Raw genomic sequence first — 15,692 nt, forward strand, 5'->3', positions numbered from 1 at the left:
GCGCCGCGCCGGCTCCGATTCTTCATTACGGTTCACGCCGCCTCCCGGCGGCAGGGCGTGCCTAGGCGGCCAGCTTCTGCGGATTCCGGGCATCCCACATTTCGCCCAGCGCGCGCCGGTACTCCGTCGGCATGACCTTGACGAACCGGGTGCGGGCGGTCTCCCAGGCATCCATGATGTCGCGGGCGCGGAAGCTGCCGGTGTAGCGGAAATGGTTCTCGACCAGGCGGCGCAGGATGGCCTCGTCGGTATCCCGCTCGCCGCCCCGCACCATGCTGTGCCACAGGCGCTGCGAACCTTCCTTCTCCTGGACCGCCGCGGGAACGACTTCCTCGAGCTCGACCATGGCCATGTTGGCGCGCAGACGGAAGGCGCCGTCCGGGTCGTAGACGTAGGCCACGCCGCCCGACATGCCCGCGGCGAAGTTGCGGCCGGTCTCGCCCAGCACCACCACGGTGCCGCCGGTCATGTATTCGCAGCCGTGGTCGCCCACGCCTTCCACCACCGCCGCGGCGCCCGAGTTGCGCACCGCGAAGCGCTCGCCCGCCACGCCGTTGAAGTAGGCCTCGCCCGACAGCGCGCCGTACAGCACGGTATTGCCGACGATGATGTGCTCGGGCCCATGGCCGCGGAAATCATTGGGCGAGCGCACGATGATGCGGCCGCCGGACAGTCCCTTGCCGACGTAGTCGTTGCCGTCGCCCACCAGGTCCAGCGTCACGCCATGGGCCAGGAAGGCACCGAAGCTCTGGCCGGCGGTGCCGTTGCACTGGATGTGGATGGTGTCGTCGGGCAGGCCCTCGTAGCCGTACTTGCGCGCCACCATGCCGGATAGCATGGCGCCGATGGTGCGGTTCACGTTGCGCACCGTCGTGATGAACGAGACCTTCTCGCCACGCTCGATGGCGGGACGCGCACGCTCGATCAACTGGTGGTCCAGCGCCTTGGCCAGGCCGTGGTCCTGTTCATCCACGTGCAGGCGGGCCACGTCGGCCGCCACGCGCGGCTGGTGGAACACGCGGCTGAAGTCCAGGCCGCGCGCCTTCCAGTGTTCGATGCCGGCACGCATGTCGAGCAGGTCGGAACGGCCGATCAGGTCGTCGAACTTGCGTATGCCCAGCTGGGCCATGATTTCGCGCACTTCCTCGGCGATGAAGAAGAAGAAGTTGACGACGTGCTCGGGCTTGCCCTGGAACTTGGCGCGCAGGACGGGATCCTGCGTGGCCACGCCCACCGGGCAGGTATTCAGGTGGCACTTGCGCATCATGATGCAGCCTTCGACCACCAGCGGCGCGGTGGCGAACCCGAATTCGTCGGCGCCCAGCAACGCGCCAATCACGACGTCGCGGCCGGTCTTCATCTGGCCGTCGGCCTGCACGCGGATACGGCCGCGCAGGTGGTTCAGCACCAGGGTCTGCTGCGTCTCGGCCAGGCCCAGTTCCCACGGCGTGCCGGCATGCTTGATCGACGACACGGGCGAAGCGCCGGTGCCGCCGTCGTGGCCGGCGATCACCACGTGGTCGGACTTGGCCTTGGCCACGCCCGCGGCCACCGTGCCGACACCGACCTCGGACACCAGCTTGACCGAGATGGATGCCTGGGGATTGGCGTTCTTCAGGTCATGGATGAGCTGGGCCAGGTCCTCGATGGAATAGATGTCGTGGTGCGGCGGAGGCGAGATCAGGCCCACTCCCGGCACCGAGAAGCGCAGCTTGGCGATGTATTCCGACACCTTGTGGCCGGGCAGCTGGCCGCCCTCGCCGGGCTTGGCGCCCTGCGCCATCTTGATCTGGATCTGGTCGGCGCTGGCCAGGTACTCGGCCGATACGCCGAAGCGTCCCGAGGCCACCTGCTTGATGCGCGAACGCAGCGAATCGCCGGCCTTCAGCGGCACGTCGGCCACCACGCGGTCGGCGCCCAGCACCGACGCCAGGGTGTCGCCGTCCTTGATGCCGGCCTTGCCGTGCTGCAGTTCGGCGCGATAGCGCAGTTCGTCCTCGCCGCCCTCGCCCGTATTGGACTTGCCGCCGATGCGGTTCATCGCGATCGCCAGCACCGAGTGGGCCTCGGTCGAGATCGACCCCAGCGACATCGCGCCGGTCGCGAAGCGCTTGACGATCTCCTTGGCCGGCTCGACCTCGGCCAGCGGAATGGCGTGGGCAGGGTCGAACTTGAACTCGAACAGGCCGCGCAGCGTCATGTGGCGCTTGCTCTGGTCGTTGATGATCTGCGCGTATTCCTTGTAGGTGCGGTAGTTGTCCGCACGGGTGGAATGTTGCAGCTTGGCGATGGCGTCCGGCGTCCACATGTGCTCTTCGCCGCGGATCCGGAAGGCGTATTCGCCACCCTCGTCCAGCGCGCCGTCCAGCAGCGGGTCATTGCCGAAGGCCGCCTTGTGCATGCGCAGGGATTCCTCGGCCACCTCGAAGATGCCGATGCCCTCGATGTTGCTGGCGGTGCCCGGGAAATACTGCTCGACCAGCGGACGGTTCAGGCCCACGGCCTCGAAGATCTGGGCGCCGGTGTACGACATGTAGGTCGAGATGCCCATCTTGGACATGACCTTCTGCAGGCCCTTGCCGATGGCCTTGACGTAGTTGTAGATGGCCTTGTCCACGGGCACCTTGGCGTCGTGCTCGTGCTCGTGGGCCAGCGCCTCCATCGCCAGGTAGGGGTGCACCGCCTCGGCGCCGTAGCCGCCCAGCAGCGCGAAATGATGCACCTCGCGCGCCGAGCCGGTTTCCACCACCAGGCCGGTGCTGGTGCGCAGGCCGGCGCGGATGAGATGCTGGTGCACGGCCGAGGTGGCCAGCAGCGCGGGAATGGGCACGCGGTTCGCGTCGACCAGCCGGTCGGACACGATCAGGATGTTGTAGCCGCTCTTGACGGCATCCACCGCCTGGGCGCACAGCGCCGCGACCCGGGCCTGGATGCCTTCCTTGCCCCAGGCGGCCGGATAGGTGATGTCCAGCTCGAAGCTCTTGAACTTGCCGTTCGTGACGCGCTCGATGTGGCGGATCTGCGCCATGTCGGCGAAGTCCAGCACCGGCTGCGCCACTTCCAGGCGCAGCGGCGGGTTCACGTTGTTGATGTCGAGCACGTTGGGCTTGGGCCCGATGAACGACACCAGCGACATCACCATGTTTTCGCGGATGGGGTCGATGGGCGGGTTGGTGACCTGCGCGAACAGCTGGCGGAAGTAGTTGTAGAGGCTCTTGTTCTTGTTGGACAGCACGGCCAGCGGCGCGTCGTTGCCCATCGAGCCCGTGGTTTCCTCGCCCAGCGCGGCCATGGGGCGCAGGATGAACTTGTAGTCCTCCTGCGTCCAGCCGAATGCCTGCTGCCGGTCGAGCATGGGCACGGACGAGCGGCCTTCCTCGACCTCTTCGCGGACGGGTTCGGGCAGCGTGTCCAGCTTGATGCGGATGCGCTCGATCCACTGGCGGTACGGCTTGCTGTTGGCGAGCTGGTCCTTCAGTTCCTTGTCGTCGATGATGCGGCCGAGCTCCAGGTCGATCAGGAACATCTTGCCCGGCTGCAGGCGCCACTTCTTGACGATCTTGCTTTGCGGGACCGGCAGCACGCCCGACTCCGAAGCCATGATGACCAGGTCGTCGTCGGTGACGATGTAGCGCGCCGGGCGCAGGCCGTTGCGGTCCAGCGTGGCGCCGATCTGGCGGCCGTCGGTGAAGGCGATGGCGGCCGGGCCGTCCCAGGGTTCCATCATCGCGGCATGGTATTCATAGAAGGCACGGCGCGCCTCGTCCATCTCGGCATGCTGTTCCCAGGCCTCGGGAATCATCATCATCATGGCGTGCGAGATGGAATAGCCGGACATGACCAGCAGTTCGAGGCAGTTGTCGAACGTGGCGGTGTCGGACTGGCCTTCGTAGACGATGGGATAGAGCTTCTTCAGGTCCTCGCCCAGCACCGGCGACTGCATCACGCCTTCGCGGGCGCGCAGCCAGTTGAAGTTGCCCTTGACCGTGTTGATCTCGCCGTTGTGGGCGATCAGGCGATAGGGGTGGGCCAGCGGCCAGGCGGGGAAGGTGTTGGTGGAGAAACGCTGGTGCACCAGGGCCAGCGCCGTGACGGCGCGCGCGTCGGCCAGGTCGCGGTAGTAGCGGCCCACCTGGTCGGCCAGCAGCAGGCCCTTGTAGACCACGGTGCGGCTGGAGATGGACGGCACGAAGTATTCCTTGCCGTGCTTCAGGTGCATCTTCTGGATGGCGTGCGAGGCCATCTTGCGGATGACATACAGCTTGCGCTCGAGCGCGTCGGGCACCATGACGTCGCCGCCCCGGCCGATGAAGAGCTGCCGGATGACCGGTTCCATGCTCTTCACGTTGGGCGACATCGGCATGTCCTTGTCGATGGGCACGTCGCGCCAGCCCAGCACCACCTGGCCCTCGGCGCGCACGGCGCGCTCGAGCTCGGCCTCACAGGCCAGCCGCGACCCTATTTCCTGGGGCAGGAACACCATCGCCACCCCGTATTCCCCGGGAGCGGGCAGGACCACGCCCTGGGCGGCCATTTCCTCGCGGTACAGCGCATCGGGGATCTGGATCAGGATGCCGGCGCCATCGCCCATGAGGGGATCGGCGCCCACCGCGCCGCGGTGGTCGATGTTCTCGAGGATCTTCAGGCCCTGCTGGATGATGGAATGGCTTTTCTGGCCCTTGATGTGGGCCACGAAACCCACGCCACAGGCGTCGTGTTCGTTGGACGGGTCGTACAGGCCCTGGGCGTCCGGCTGGCGCGGCGCGGGCAGGCCGATGCGCGAAGCGTCGATGACGGCCGTCCGGGACAACGGGGCCGAGAGGTGATCCTGGCTGGATAGGGGCATGGTGCGCTCCGCTGGAGGACTCGCGTGCCGGGCACGAATCCGGGTACTGGACATCGGGAATTCCGAACCCGGCGCGCACAGGAGCAGCGCCAGGGGAAAACGACGATACTGCGGCGCACCAGGGGCTGCAAGAAAAATAAAAAGGGGAACGTCCCCAATTATTATCCAGGCTACAAATCGAGGAAATTAAATTGGGGTCGCACCATTACCGTGCGTTTTCATCCTCTGCTCGCGGCTGTTTCCGGGGCCTCCCCCGCTTGCTGGCCGCGGCGCGCCGGCTGCTGGTGCCCTCGAGCGACTGCACGAAGGCCGGCCCACCCAAGGCCCATTGGCCGTATAGCGCCTGTTCGATGCGCTGCGCCGCCGAGGGCGCCACGCCCTCGGCCATTCTGGCGCGGTAGTTGGCCTGCCGGTCGAACGGCGTATTGCCGCAGGCCCAATAGTCGGCATGGTCGTGCAGCAGCCCCGCCGCCGCGGCCCCCACGTGCGCCGGGGCCGAGGACCAGCGCCACAGTTCCGCATCGCCGGCCAGCCCCTGGCGCAGCGGGACCGTCTCGAGCCAGATCAGGCAGGGCAGCACCCAGGCGCCCGGCTCGACCAGCGTGGAGCGGAACCGGCCGGCAAAGACCCTGCCTATATGTAATCGGGCGGCCAGGCGGCGTCCCAGGGACTGGATCACGGCCGAAATCCCGCCTGGGCCCGAGGGCGTGGCCATCAGCAACAGTTGATCGAAAGTAAGCGCCCACCCATGAACGGCCACGCCGTGCTGCCGGGCGTCGGCCTCCAGCCAGGCGGCCACCTGGTCCAGCATGGCGCCGCCGTCGCCCCCCGCCGACAGGGGAACCGTGAAACGGGCCTGGGCGAGATGGGGAAGATCCGGAGCGTACAGGCGGGGAAGGCGGGCCATGTTTATTGGGGACGCATCAATATAGAAGGTCGGAAAATGCAGGTTTCCGCGAACGATACGCCGATTTCATGGTCTATGCAGTATGAAACCCTGATCGCCCGCCCAAGCCCGGTCCCCATCGGCTTCCCTCCGGCGCCGTCCCGACCGGGTCCGCTCGCCGTGCTGCATTGCACAGCGATCGAATCGCTTTATCGCACCCATCAAAAACACCCATTAGCACTCTTTGTTCGAGAGTGCTAACCTTCAGACATGGAGGTAAGCCGTTTATGAAACGTTCGTCGAATCAGTCCAACGTCCTCGCACCCGCCACAAGCGGTCCGGGCGCGCTGGCCCTGGCCATCGCCAACCCGGGCGCCCTTGGCACGATCGAAGCCTATATCGGCGCCGTCAACCGCCTGCCGGTGCTGACGGCCGAGCAGGAACACGACCTGGCCCTGCGCTACCAGGAAAAGCAGGACCTCAACGCCGCCCGCGAACTGGTGCTGTCGCACCTGCGCCTGGTGGTGGCCATCGCCCGCCAATACCTGGGCTACGGATTGCCGCACGCCGACCTGATCCAGGAAGGCAACGTCGGCCTGATGAAGGCCGTCAAGCGCTTCGACCCCAACCGCGGCGTACGGCTGGTCTCCTTCGCCATCCATTGGGTCAAGGCCGAGATCCACGAGTACATCCTGAAGAACTGGCGCCTGGTCAAGGTGGCGACCACCAAGGCCCAGCGCAAGCTGTTCTTCAACCTGCGCAGCCTGAAACCGGACTCGCATGCGCTGACGCCGGAGCAGGTCGAGGAAATCGCCGCCAGCCTGAACGTGCGGCCGCAGGACGTGACCGAGATGGAAGTGCGCCTGTACGGGCAGGACATGGCCCTGGAAGGCCGTGGCACCGATGACGGCGAAAACGATTTCGCCCCTATCGCCTACCTGTCGGACGAAGGCCAGCACGAGCCCAGCGCCATCCTCGAGGAACGCCGCCGCGACGAACTGCACGGCAGCGGACTGCTGCAAGCGCTGGATAGCCTGGACGAGCGGTCGCGCCGCATCATCGAGGCGCGCTGGCTGAAAGACGAAGGTGGCGCCACCCTGCAGGAACTCGCGGACGAATTCGGTGTGTCCGCCGAGCGCATCCGGCAGATCGAGGCCCGCGCCATGACCAAGATGCGCGGAGCGCTGGCCGAGTACGCCTGACCCCGCAGGCAGCGGCCAGGGCGACACGAGCCCGAGGGCGGATTCCGGAGCACCGGATCCGCCCTTTTTATTTGGGCGCGACAGCCGTCACACGAAGTTACAGAAATGGCGGAAATTTACGTGGAAACACGGGTGGCGGGTGAACTTCCCCGCCTGGGCGTGGACTAACCATCAGGTGGGACACGCTTTGGGTGCAACGCCCTCGTGTCGGAATGTCGGGCTTCCCCCGCTCGACGTTTCTTCCGGCGCAGTCTGCCGGTACCAGCCGATACATCCGCCTCTGCTTTTCTCCTCCCTCCCCCCCACTTGAGGCGGATATTCCACGGGACACCTTCGGTGTCCCGTTTTTTTATGCTCCCCCTACGCGCTGACGCGCGCCCCCAGGGGGCAATGCGGGTGGACCGGCAAAGCCGGATCCACCGCATCCTGGGTCTAGTACCGGTTTCTTGGATTGTGGCACCGTTGCTATCGCTGGCTGCCAGCGATAGCAACGGCGTGGCGTAGCACGAAACAGGTACTAGACCCAGGAAACCGCGGATCTGGCTTTGCCAGTCCGCCGGTTTCGCCCCCTTGAGGGGGCGCCCGAAGGGCGTAGGGGGTGGGTCTCCCTTTACAACAATTGGCGAATGTCGCTGGCCAGGGCGTCGACGCCGGCATTGTGGCGGGCGAAGAGGCGCAGGTGGCCGTCGGGGTCGTAGATGTAGACGCCGGCGGTGTGGTCCATGGTGTAGGAACCGGGCTCCTTGCCGGGGACCTTGGCGTAGAACACCTTGAAGGACTTGGCCACGCGGGCGGTGGCATCGGCGTCGCCGCGCAGCCCGAGGAAGCTGGGGTCGAACTGGGTCACGTACGCACGCAGGATCTCGGGCGTGTCACGCTCGGGATCCACCGTCACGAAGGCGACCTGGACCTTGTCGCCGTCCTTGCCCAGGCTGCTCTTGACCTGCACGAACTCGGCCAGCGTGGTCGGACACACGTCGGGACACTGCACGAAGCCGAAGAACACCACCAGGACCTTGCCCTTGAAGTCCTGCAGCGTGCGCGGCTGTCCGTTGAAATCCGTCAGGGACAGATCCGTTCCCAGATCCGATCCGCTCACGTCGGTGCTGTTGAACGAAGGCTTCTTCTGGCAAGCCGCCAACATCGCCGCCGCCACGGCGGCAGCGCCGGCGCGCAGGACGAAACGGCGGGAAACAGCAAACTCGGCCATGACTAACCCTCAATGACGACAAACGGAGGGAGAATCCGCCCGGACACGGGCGGACGTCCCTCACAACCAGTGATCGACCAGCAGGGCCGCGAACAGCAGCGACAGATACAGGATCGAATAGCGAAACAGGCGCCGCGCCAGCTCGTCGCTGTAGCTGCGGTAGAGCTTCCAGGCATAGCCCACGAACACCAGCCCCAGGGCCACGGCGCTGGCCAGGTAGACCAGGCCGCTCATGCGGATCACGTAGGGCAGCAGCGTGGTGGCGAACAGCGCCACGGAATACAGCAGGATGTGCAGCCGCGTGAGCTTCTGGCCGTGCGTGACGGGCAGCATGGGCAGGCCGGCGTTCTCGTAGTCCTTGGTGCGGTACAGCGCCAGGGCCCAGAAATGCGGCGGCGTCCAGATGAAGATGATCAGTACCAGCAGCCACGCCTCGGCCGGGACGCTGTCGGCCACGGCGGCCCAGCCCAGCGCCGGCGGCATGGCGCCGGAAAGGCCGCCGATCACGATGTTCTGCGGCGTGCGGGGCTTCAGGATGACGGTATAGATGATGGCGTAGCCGACGAAGGTCGCGAAGGTCAGCCACATGGTCAGCGGATTGACCAGGGTGTAGAGCACGGTCATGCCCAGGCCGCCGACCACGCCCGACATGGCGATAATCTGCAGCGCGCCGATGTCGCCCCGCGCGGTGGGCCGGTGCGCGGTGCGGGCCATGCGCGCGTCGACCTGCTCCTCGATCAGGCAGTTGATGGCGAAGGCGGCCGCCGCCAGCAGCCAGATGCCTATCGTCGCCGCGATCACGGTCTGCCACGGCGGCACGGCGGGGGTGGCGAGGAACATGCCGATGACCGCGCAGAAAACGGCAAGCTGGCTGACGCGAGGCTTGGTCAGCACCCAATATTGCCGAAGACGCAGACTGACGGTAGACACAGTAATGCTTTCCATGAGGATTCCCGAACTTCAGTAGGCCCTCGCGCCGCCATCCGGCGCGTGGCGGGCCCGTCCCAGCCTGACCAGCAGCGTCACGCACAGGATGGTCAGGACGGCGGCCCCGCCGTTATGCAGCACGGCGATCACTATAGGCCATTGCAGGAAAATGCTGGTCAGCCCGGTCAGCAGTTGCACCACGAGCATGGCCAGCAGCGCCCGCGACGGCCCCTGCAGGCCGTCGTATCGGCGCAACCTGAGCGCCAATCCGCCCAGGTAGATCAGGACCACGAACGCGAAATTGCGATGCGTCCAGTGGATGGCGGTCAGCGCGCTTTGCGAGATGATCTCGCCCGATGGCAGCTCGCCCAGCCCGCGCACGATCGAATAGCCGCCGCCGAAGTCCATGTCCGGCAGCCACTGGCCGTGGCAGGTCGGGAAATCCATGCAGGCCAGCGCCGCGTAATTCGTGCTGACCCAGCCCCCCAGCGCCAGCTGCGTATACAGCAACACCAGGCCGACCGCCACGTATTTCCGCCAACGTCCGGCTTCCGGCACGATATCCGGCAGCACGGTCTGCCTGGCCGACAGCCAGGTCAGCAGCGCCAGCAGGCTGATCCCGCCCAGCAGGTGGGCGGTGACCACGGCCGGCATCAGTTGATGGGTGACGGTCCAGGCGCCGAAGGCCCCCTGCAGGCAGACCGCCGGCAGGATCACCGTGGCCAGCCAGGGGGACTGTGCCAGCGCCTTGCGGTGGCGCCAGGCCATGAACACGATGCCGATGATCAGCATGCCCAGCAGGGTGCCCGCGTAGCGGTGGATCATCTCTATCCAGGCCTTGGATAGTGTAACCGGTCCTTCGGGCATGGCCGTCGCGGCGGCGTGGATGTCATGCCGCGCCCCGATCGGGGACGCATTGCCGTAGCAACCCGGCCAGTCGGGGCAGCCCAGGCCGGAATCGGTCAGCCGCACGAAGGCGCCGAACATGATCAGGTCGAAGGTCAGGAACATCGTGATCGCCACCAGCCTGGCGTAGCGGGCGCGGATCCGGGTGGTGCCCTCTTCGAGGCGTTGCGTGTCCATGGTCCCGCCCTAGCCGATGCGCGACGCGTGCAGCAGCTTGCCGATGTCCTCGCGCAGGCGCAGGGGATCGGGATTCTCGGGGAAGCGCAGCATCAGGTTGTTGCGAGGGTCGACCAGCCAGATGTGCTGGCCGAGCGCCGCGGGCGTGGCGTCGACGCCGGGCGGCAGCGCGAGGAAGCGCCCCACCTGCTCGGCCCGGGCGCGGACCATGTGGGTGCCTTCGTAGGCGCGGATGACCACGGTCGGCACGGGCTCGTCGTCCAGGATCAGCCAGACGCGCTCGATGCGCCCCACGTTCTTGCCCGTGCTGGCATGCGTCTGGCGCATGATGTAGAGCTTCTTGGCGCACTCGTCGCCGCAGTCGCCGCCGTGGGCGGCCACCATGACCCACTTGCCGTTCAGGCTGCGCAGGTCGAACGGCGTGCCGTCCAGGTCCGTCAATTGCAGTTGCTCGGCCGGCGGAACCGGGCGCTGCGGCTCGACCAGGTCGCCGTAGTTGGTGCCGGCGCTGCCCGGACGCCATTCCAGGAAATAGACCAGCGCGGCCGCCACCACGGGCGCGGCGCAGATCGCCAGCACCGCGTACAGGGCGAACAGCGAGCGCCGTGGCCGGACGGCGGCGCCGCTAGCGTTTCGGGCGGAGGACTCGGACAAGGATGACTCCAAAGGCGATGGCGGCGATGGCCGCGAACGAAAACCACTGCAACGCATAACCGCGGTGCGTGTCTATATTGGTAGGCGGACCGGCCCAGTCGCGGACCAGCCCGTCCGGCGCTTCGCCGGTCTGCTCCAGCACGGCGGGCAGCAGGGCCACACCCGCGGCCTTGGCGTAGGTCTCCAGCTCCAGGTTCTGCACCCGGGGCGGCGCGCCGGGCCAGCCGGGCAGGCTCGATGCCAACTCGTCGCGCTTGCGCCCGCTCAACGCGGGCAGTTCGAACAGGCGCGGCACGCGCGGGACGAGTTCGCCCCGCACGGTGACCGGGCCGGTCGGCGTACGTACGGTGACCGGGGCGTCGGGCACGGGACGCGGCAGCCAGCCCCGCAGTACGGCCACCGCCTGCCGGCCCTCGTCGTCGAACGCCAGCGGCGTCACGACCCAGAAACCCGGCCGGCCGTCCGCCATGCGGTTGTCCAGCAGCACCGTCCGGTCGGCCAGCCAGTGGCCGGAGGCCTGGGCCGACCGCCAGGGGATCAGGTCCTGGGCGGTCCGCTCCGGCCCCAGGGCCAAGGGCGGCAAGCCGCGGCCCGCTTCCAGCGCGGCCAGGGTGGCGGCTTTTTCGTGAGCCCGCCCCAGTTGCCAGCGGCCCAGCGCGACCGTGACCGCCACGGTGGCGGCCAGCAGCACCAGGGCCAGCGGGACCGACCCACCGCCGGCATGCCTGCGGCCGGCCGGCGGGATCGGCGCCGGCATGCCGGCAGGATGGGGCGCCGAGCGTTTCATGCAGCGGAAGAAGCGCACGGCACCGCGCGGACTGCCATAATCGCGGGCTGGAGGAGAGATTCGATGCGCATCATAGTAGGCATAGCCTTCGTCGGCATTCTGTACAGCTTGGGTTCCGCCCTGGTCTACCTGATGAGGGACACCGGCAATAGCAAGCGTATGGTCTACGCGCTGACGGCCCGGATCGGCCTGTCGGTGCTGTTGTTCCTGTTCGTGCTGTTCGCCCATTGGATGGGCTGGATCCAGAGCACCGGCCTGCGTTGACCGGCCCGCGCCAGGCGGCGCGGCATCTGGACGGCCCCGGCGGCCCCGAAGGGCAGGCCCCTGTCCGGCTCACCGGAAGGCCCAGCCTGCTAGTGTGCCTGCCCCCACACACCCCGGGAAGCGGCCAACTGTCGCAGGCCGCAGAGAACATGTCCCCCTTCCGTCTCACGCCCCCCCCGAACCAGGGCACAGCGGATCCGGCTCCGCCGGTCCGCCAGTGCCGCCCCCCTGGGGGGGCGCGCGTCAGCGCGTAGGGGGGGTTCCCTTCTAGAACCAGTAGACGAAGAGGTACAAGCCCAGCCACACGACGTCGACGAAGTGCCAGTACCAGGCGGCGCCTTCGAAGCCGAAATGGTGGGTAGCCGTGAAGTCGCCCCGGATCAGGCGGCGCAGCATCACCGCCAGCATGATGGCGCCCATGGTGACGTGGAAGCCGTGGAAGCCCGTCAGCATGTAGAACGTGGAGCCGAAGGCGCCCGAGGTGAGCTTGAGGTTCAGCTCGGTGTACGCATGGAAATACTCATAGGCCTGGAAGCCCATGAAGGTCGCGCCCAGCAGGATGGTGACGAACAGCCAGAAGGCGGCCTTCGCGCGGTTGCTGGCCAGCAGCGCGTGGTGCGAGATCGTCAGCGTCACGCCCGAGGTCAGCAGCAGGGCGGTGTTGATGGTGGGGATCCAGAAGGGCCCCATCGCGGTGAAGGGCTCGATGGTCCCGGCCGGGCCGGTATTGGGCCAGGCGCCGGCGAAATCCGGCCACAGCACCATGCGGTTGTCGAGGTCCGACAGCCAGGGCGTGGTGAACGCGCGGGCGTAGAACAGCGCGCCGAAGAAGGCGGCGAAGAACATGACCTCGGAGAAGATGAACCAGCTCATGCTCCAGCGGTACGAAACGTCGACACGCTTGCTGTAGAGCCCGCCGGTGGACTCGGCGATGGCATCGCCGAACCAGCGGTAGAGCACGAAGAGGAAGCCGAGCACGCCGGCCAGCACGAACCATGGGCCGACGCTCACGCTGTTGACCCACAGGGCCATGCCCAGCAGGAAGAACAGCAGTGCCAGGCTGGCCGTGGCGGGATGCATGGATGGAGCCGGCACGAAATAGTACGGCGCCTCCTTGCCCGAAACCGAGTGACTTGCACTCATCTCAACTCTCCTTCGCGAATTCCACAAAACCGCACATGATTCGGAGACGGCCTTCCCGGCCATCCTTGTTCTTCTAGCCGACGACCGTCCTGACGATCAGCAGCAGCACTACCACAAACACCACCGCCATCACGACACCGGCGATGATGACGTAGATCGGATTGAGCTTGGCGGCATCGTTGCGGTAGTCCGCCCCGCGCCGCAAACCCGTGAAGGACCACAGCACCGCGCCCAGGGTCTGGAAGAAATTGAGCTTGCGGCCGGCGGCCGATTTCAGGTCGTCGCTCAACTCTTGCCTCCGGACCCGGCGGCGGGCCGCACGTCGGCCGACCGTCCGCCGACCTCGAAGAACGTATACGACAGCGTGATCGTATGCACATCCTTCGGCAGCTTGGGATCCACCACGAACACCACCGGGAACTGGCGCGTCTCGCGCGCTTTCAGGTCCTGCTGGGAAAAACAGAAGCACTCCAGCTTCTTGAAATACTGGCCGGCCACCATGGGCGCATAGCTGGGGATGGCCTGCCCCGCCATTTCGCGGTCCTGCTGGTTGGCGATCTCGTAGACGATGGTCGCCAGCTCGCCCGGATTGACGTCCATGGACGACTGCACCGGCCGGAACCGCCATGGACCGTGGATGTTCGCATCGAACACGATCTTGACGGTACGGCTGGTGTCGACCTGCGTATTGCGCGCGAAGGCGGCGGCATCGTCGTCGACCTTGGTCAGCACGTTGATGCCCGTCACCTCGCAAATGGCGCGGTACATGGGAACCAGCGCATAGCCGAAGCCGAACATCATCGCGATGATGACGGCCAGCTTGCCCAGCATCCGACAGTTGTCGGACGCGGGCTTGGCGGGTTGCCTGGGGTCGGGATGCGTCATGCGGGCACCTGCGACACGTATCGGGTCAGCCGAGGAAGACCTTGCGCAGGATCACCGCGAGGAAAAACGCGGCGACCAGAACTGCGAGTGCAAGGCCCGTGCGCCGGTTGCGGCGGCGCTGCTCGGACGTGACCATCTACTTGACCTGAGGCGGCGTTTCGAACGAATGGTACGGCGCCGGCGAAGGAAGGGTCCACTCCAGGCCGCCGTCCTCGGCGCCCCAGGGGTTGGCGGGAGCGGGCTCGCCATGGCCCCGGTAGGCCTTCAGCACGACGTACAGGAACAGCAGTTGCGACAGGCCGAACCAGAAGGCGCCGATGGTGGCGATCTGGTGGAAGTCGGTGAACTGGGCGGCGTAGTCCGCATAGCGGCGGGGCATGCCGGCCAGGCCCAGGAAGTGCATCGGGAAGAAGGTGACGTTGAACGAGATCAGCGACGACCAGAAGTGGATCTTGCCGAGCTTCTCGTCATACATCACGCCCGTCCACTTCGGCAGCCAGTAGTAGGTGCCGCCGAACAGCGCGAACAGCGAACCGGCCACCAGCACGTAGTGGAAGTGCGCCACCACGTAGTAGGTGTCCTGCACCTGGATGTCGATGGGCGCGACGGCCAGGATCAGGCCGGTGAAGCCGCCCATCGTGAACACGAAGATGAAGCCGATCGCGAACAGCATCGGCGTCTCGAAGGTCATCGAGCCGCGCCACATGGTGGCCAGCCAGTTGAAGATCTTCACGCCGGTGGGCACCGCGATCAGCATGGTCGCGTACATGAAGAACAGCTGGCCGGTGACGGGCATGCCGGTCGTGAACATGTGGTGGGCCCACACGATGAACGACAGGATGGCGATCGAGGCCGTGGCGTAGACCATAGAGGCATAGCCGAACAGGCGCTTGCGGGCGAAAACCGGGACGATGGCCGACACGATGCCGAACGCCGGCAAGATCATGATGTAGACCTCGGGGTGCCCGAAGAACCAGAAGATGTGCTGGTACATGACCGGATCGCCGCCGCCGGCCGCGTTGAAGAACGAGGTGCCGAAATGGCGGTCGGTCAGCACCATGGTGATGGCGCCGGCCAGCACGGGCATCACGGCGATCAGCAGGTAGGCGGTGATGAGCCAGGTCCAGCAGAACAGCGGCATCTTCATCAGCGTCATGCCGGGCGCGCGCATGTTCAGGATGGTCACGATGATGTTGATCGCGCCCATGATGGACGAGGCGCCCATGATGTGCACGGCGAAGATCGCGAAGTCCATGCCGGGGCCCATCTGGACCGACAGCGGCGCGTACAGCGTCCAGCCCGCGGCGGTGGCGCCGCCCGGCACGAAGAACGAGACCGTCAGCAGGATGGCGGCGACGGGCAGCAGCCAGAAGCTGAAGTTGTTCATCCGCGCAAAGGCCATGTCCGAGGCGCCGATCTGCAGCGGGATCATCCAGTTCGCGAAGCCCACGAAGGCCGGCATGATCGCGCCGAACACCATGATCAGGCCGTGCATGGTGGTGAACTGGTTGAACAGCTCGGGCTGGAAGAACTGGATGCCCGGCTCGAACAGCTCGGTGCGCAGCAGCAGCGCCAGCAGTCCGCCTTCCATCAGCATCGTGAAGGAAAAGATCAGGTACATCGTACCGATATCTTTGTGGTTCGTGGCGAACAGCCAGCGCCGCCAGCCAGTCGGATGGCCGTGGGCGTGGTCGTCATGATCGTGCCCGTGGGCGTGATCGATCGCGGTGCTGCTCATGATGGCTCCTTGCTGCTCCGTACTGCTGTCTTCGCTATCGTGACGAAGGCGCTCAATATGTGAAAAC

General features: G+C 66.4%; 14 protein-coding genes. 2 read left to right on the forward strand and 12 right to left on the reverse strand.

Translation table 11 applies throughout. The annotated features are described in order from the left end of the window. Positions 1 to 61: 61 nt before the first annotated feature. Positions 62 to 4,846 carry a glutamate synthase-related protein gene (locus tag CDO46_RS11605; RefSeq protein ID WP_087838622.1) on the reverse strand — a complete coding sequence of 1,595 codons (4,785 nt, stop codon included), beginning with the start codon at positions 4,844 to 4,846 and terminating at the stop codon, positions 62 to 64. Positions 4,847 to 5,051: 205 nt separating this feature from the next. Further along, the gene (locus CDO46_RS11610; RefSeq protein ID WP_087838623.1) at positions 5,052 to 5,753 is read right to left on the reverse strand and encodes a hypothetical protein; all 702 of its coding nucleotides are present in this window, start codon (positions 5,751 to 5,753) and stop codon (positions 5,052 to 5,054) included. 266 nt (positions 5,754 to 6,019) lie between these two features. On the opposite strand from CDO46_RS11610, the gene rpoH reads away from it, so the two are divergent. Then, positions 6,020 to 6,934: an RNA polymerase sigma factor RpoH gene (gene rpoH / locus CDO46_RS11615; protein WP_087838624.1), complete on the forward strand. Its 915-nt coding sequence runs from the start codon at positions 6,020 to 6,022 to the stop codon at positions 6,932 to 6,934. Between the two features lie 610 nt (positions 6,935 to 7,544). Here the strand turns inward: rpoH and CDO46_RS11620 are convergent. The 5 genes from CDO46_RS11620 to CDO46_RS11640 are packed head-to-tail and all read right to left on the reverse strand — an operon-like array spanning position 7,545 to position 11,565. Further along, positions 7,545 to 8,144 carry an SCO family protein gene (locus tag CDO46_RS11620; RefSeq protein WP_087838625.1) on the reverse strand — a complete coding sequence of 200 codons (600 nt, stop codon included), beginning with the start codon at positions 8,142 to 8,144 and terminating at the stop codon, positions 7,545 to 7,547. Between the two features lie 60 nt (positions 8,145 to 8,204). Further along, a complete protein-coding gene (gene cyoE / locus CDO46_RS11625) occupies positions 8,205 to 9,089 on the reverse strand; it encodes a heme o synthase (protein WP_087838626.1) in 885 nt (294 codons plus the stop codon). Positions 9,090 to 9,104: 15 nt separating this feature from the next. Next, positions 9,105 to 10,154 carry a heme A synthase gene (locus tag CDO46_RS11630; protein ID WP_087838627.1) on the reverse strand — a complete coding sequence of 350 codons (1,050 nt, stop codon included), beginning with the start codon at positions 10,152 to 10,154 and terminating at the stop codon, positions 9,105 to 9,107. A gap of 9 nt (positions 10,155 to 10,163) precedes the next feature. Then, complete coding sequence (locus CDO46_RS11635) at positions 10,164 to 10,808, reverse strand: hypothetical protein (protein ID WP_243724492.1); 645 nt, start codon at positions 10,806 to 10,808, stop codon at positions 10,164 to 10,166. Continuing rightward, entirely contained in the window at positions 10,780 to 11,565 is a 786-nt protein-coding gene (locus CDO46_RS11640) for an SURF1 family protein (RefSeq protein ID WP_087838628.1), read from the reverse strand. The genes CDO46_RS11635 and CDO46_RS11640 overlap by 29 nt, the downstream gene beginning before the upstream one ends. A gap of 93 nt (positions 11,566 to 11,658) precedes the next feature. Here CDO46_RS11640 and CDO46_RS11645 point away from each other — a divergent pair, with 93 nt between their 5' ends. Further along, entirely contained in the window at positions 11,659 to 11,859 is a 201-nt protein-coding gene (locus CDO46_RS11645; RefSeq protein ID WP_087838629.1) for a twin transmembrane helix small protein, read from the forward strand. Positions 11,860 to 12,126: 267 nt separating this feature from the next. Here CDO46_RS11645 and CDO46_RS11650 read toward each other — a convergent pair whose 3' ends face one another. The 5 genes from CDO46_RS11650 to ctaD all read right to left on the reverse strand — a co-directional run bounded on the left by CDO46_RS11650 (position 12,127) and on the right by ctaD (position 15,625). Continuing rightward, positions 12,127 to 13,002 (reverse strand): cytochrome c oxidase subunit 3, encoded by an 876-nt coding sequence (locus CDO46_RS11650; RefSeq protein WP_087838630.1) that lies wholly within the window; start codon positions 13,000 to 13,002, stop codon positions 12,127 to 12,129. Positions 13,003 to 13,075: 73 nt separating this feature from the next. Then, positions 13,076 to 13,291: a DUF2970 domain-containing protein gene (locus CDO46_RS11655; protein ID WP_087838631.1), complete on the reverse strand. Its 216-nt coding sequence runs from the start codon at positions 13,289 to 13,291 to the stop codon at positions 13,076 to 13,078. Then, positions 13,288 to 13,887: a cytochrome c oxidase assembly protein gene (locus tag CDO46_RS11660; RefSeq protein ID WP_087838632.1), complete on the reverse strand. Its 600-nt coding sequence runs from the start codon at positions 13,885 to 13,887 to the stop codon at positions 13,288 to 13,290. The genes CDO46_RS11655 and CDO46_RS11660 overlap by 4 nt, the downstream gene beginning before the upstream one ends. Before the next feature lie 25 nt (positions 13,888 to 13,912). Next, positions 13,913 to 14,023 (reverse strand): cytochrome oxidase small assembly protein, encoded by a 111-nt coding sequence (locus tag CDO46_RS28495; protein WP_217896306.1) that lies wholly within the window; start codon positions 14,021 to 14,023, stop codon positions 13,913 to 13,915. Continuing rightward, positions 14,024 to 15,625, reverse strand: coding sequence for a cytochrome c oxidase subunit I (ctaD, locus tag CDO46_RS11665; RefSeq protein WP_087838633.1), 1,602 nt, complete (start codon positions 15,623 to 15,625; stop codon positions 14,024 to 14,026). It abuts the gene before it with no gap. Between the last annotated feature and the right edge of the window lie 67 nt (positions 15,626 to 15,692).

The sequence above is a fragment of the Pigmentiphaga sp. NML030171 genome, assembly GCF_002188635.1.
In the GTDB taxonomy this organism is placed as follows: Bacteria; Pseudomonadota; Gammaproteobacteria; order Burkholderiales; family Burkholderiaceae_B; genus Pigmentiphaga; species Pigmentiphaga daeguensis.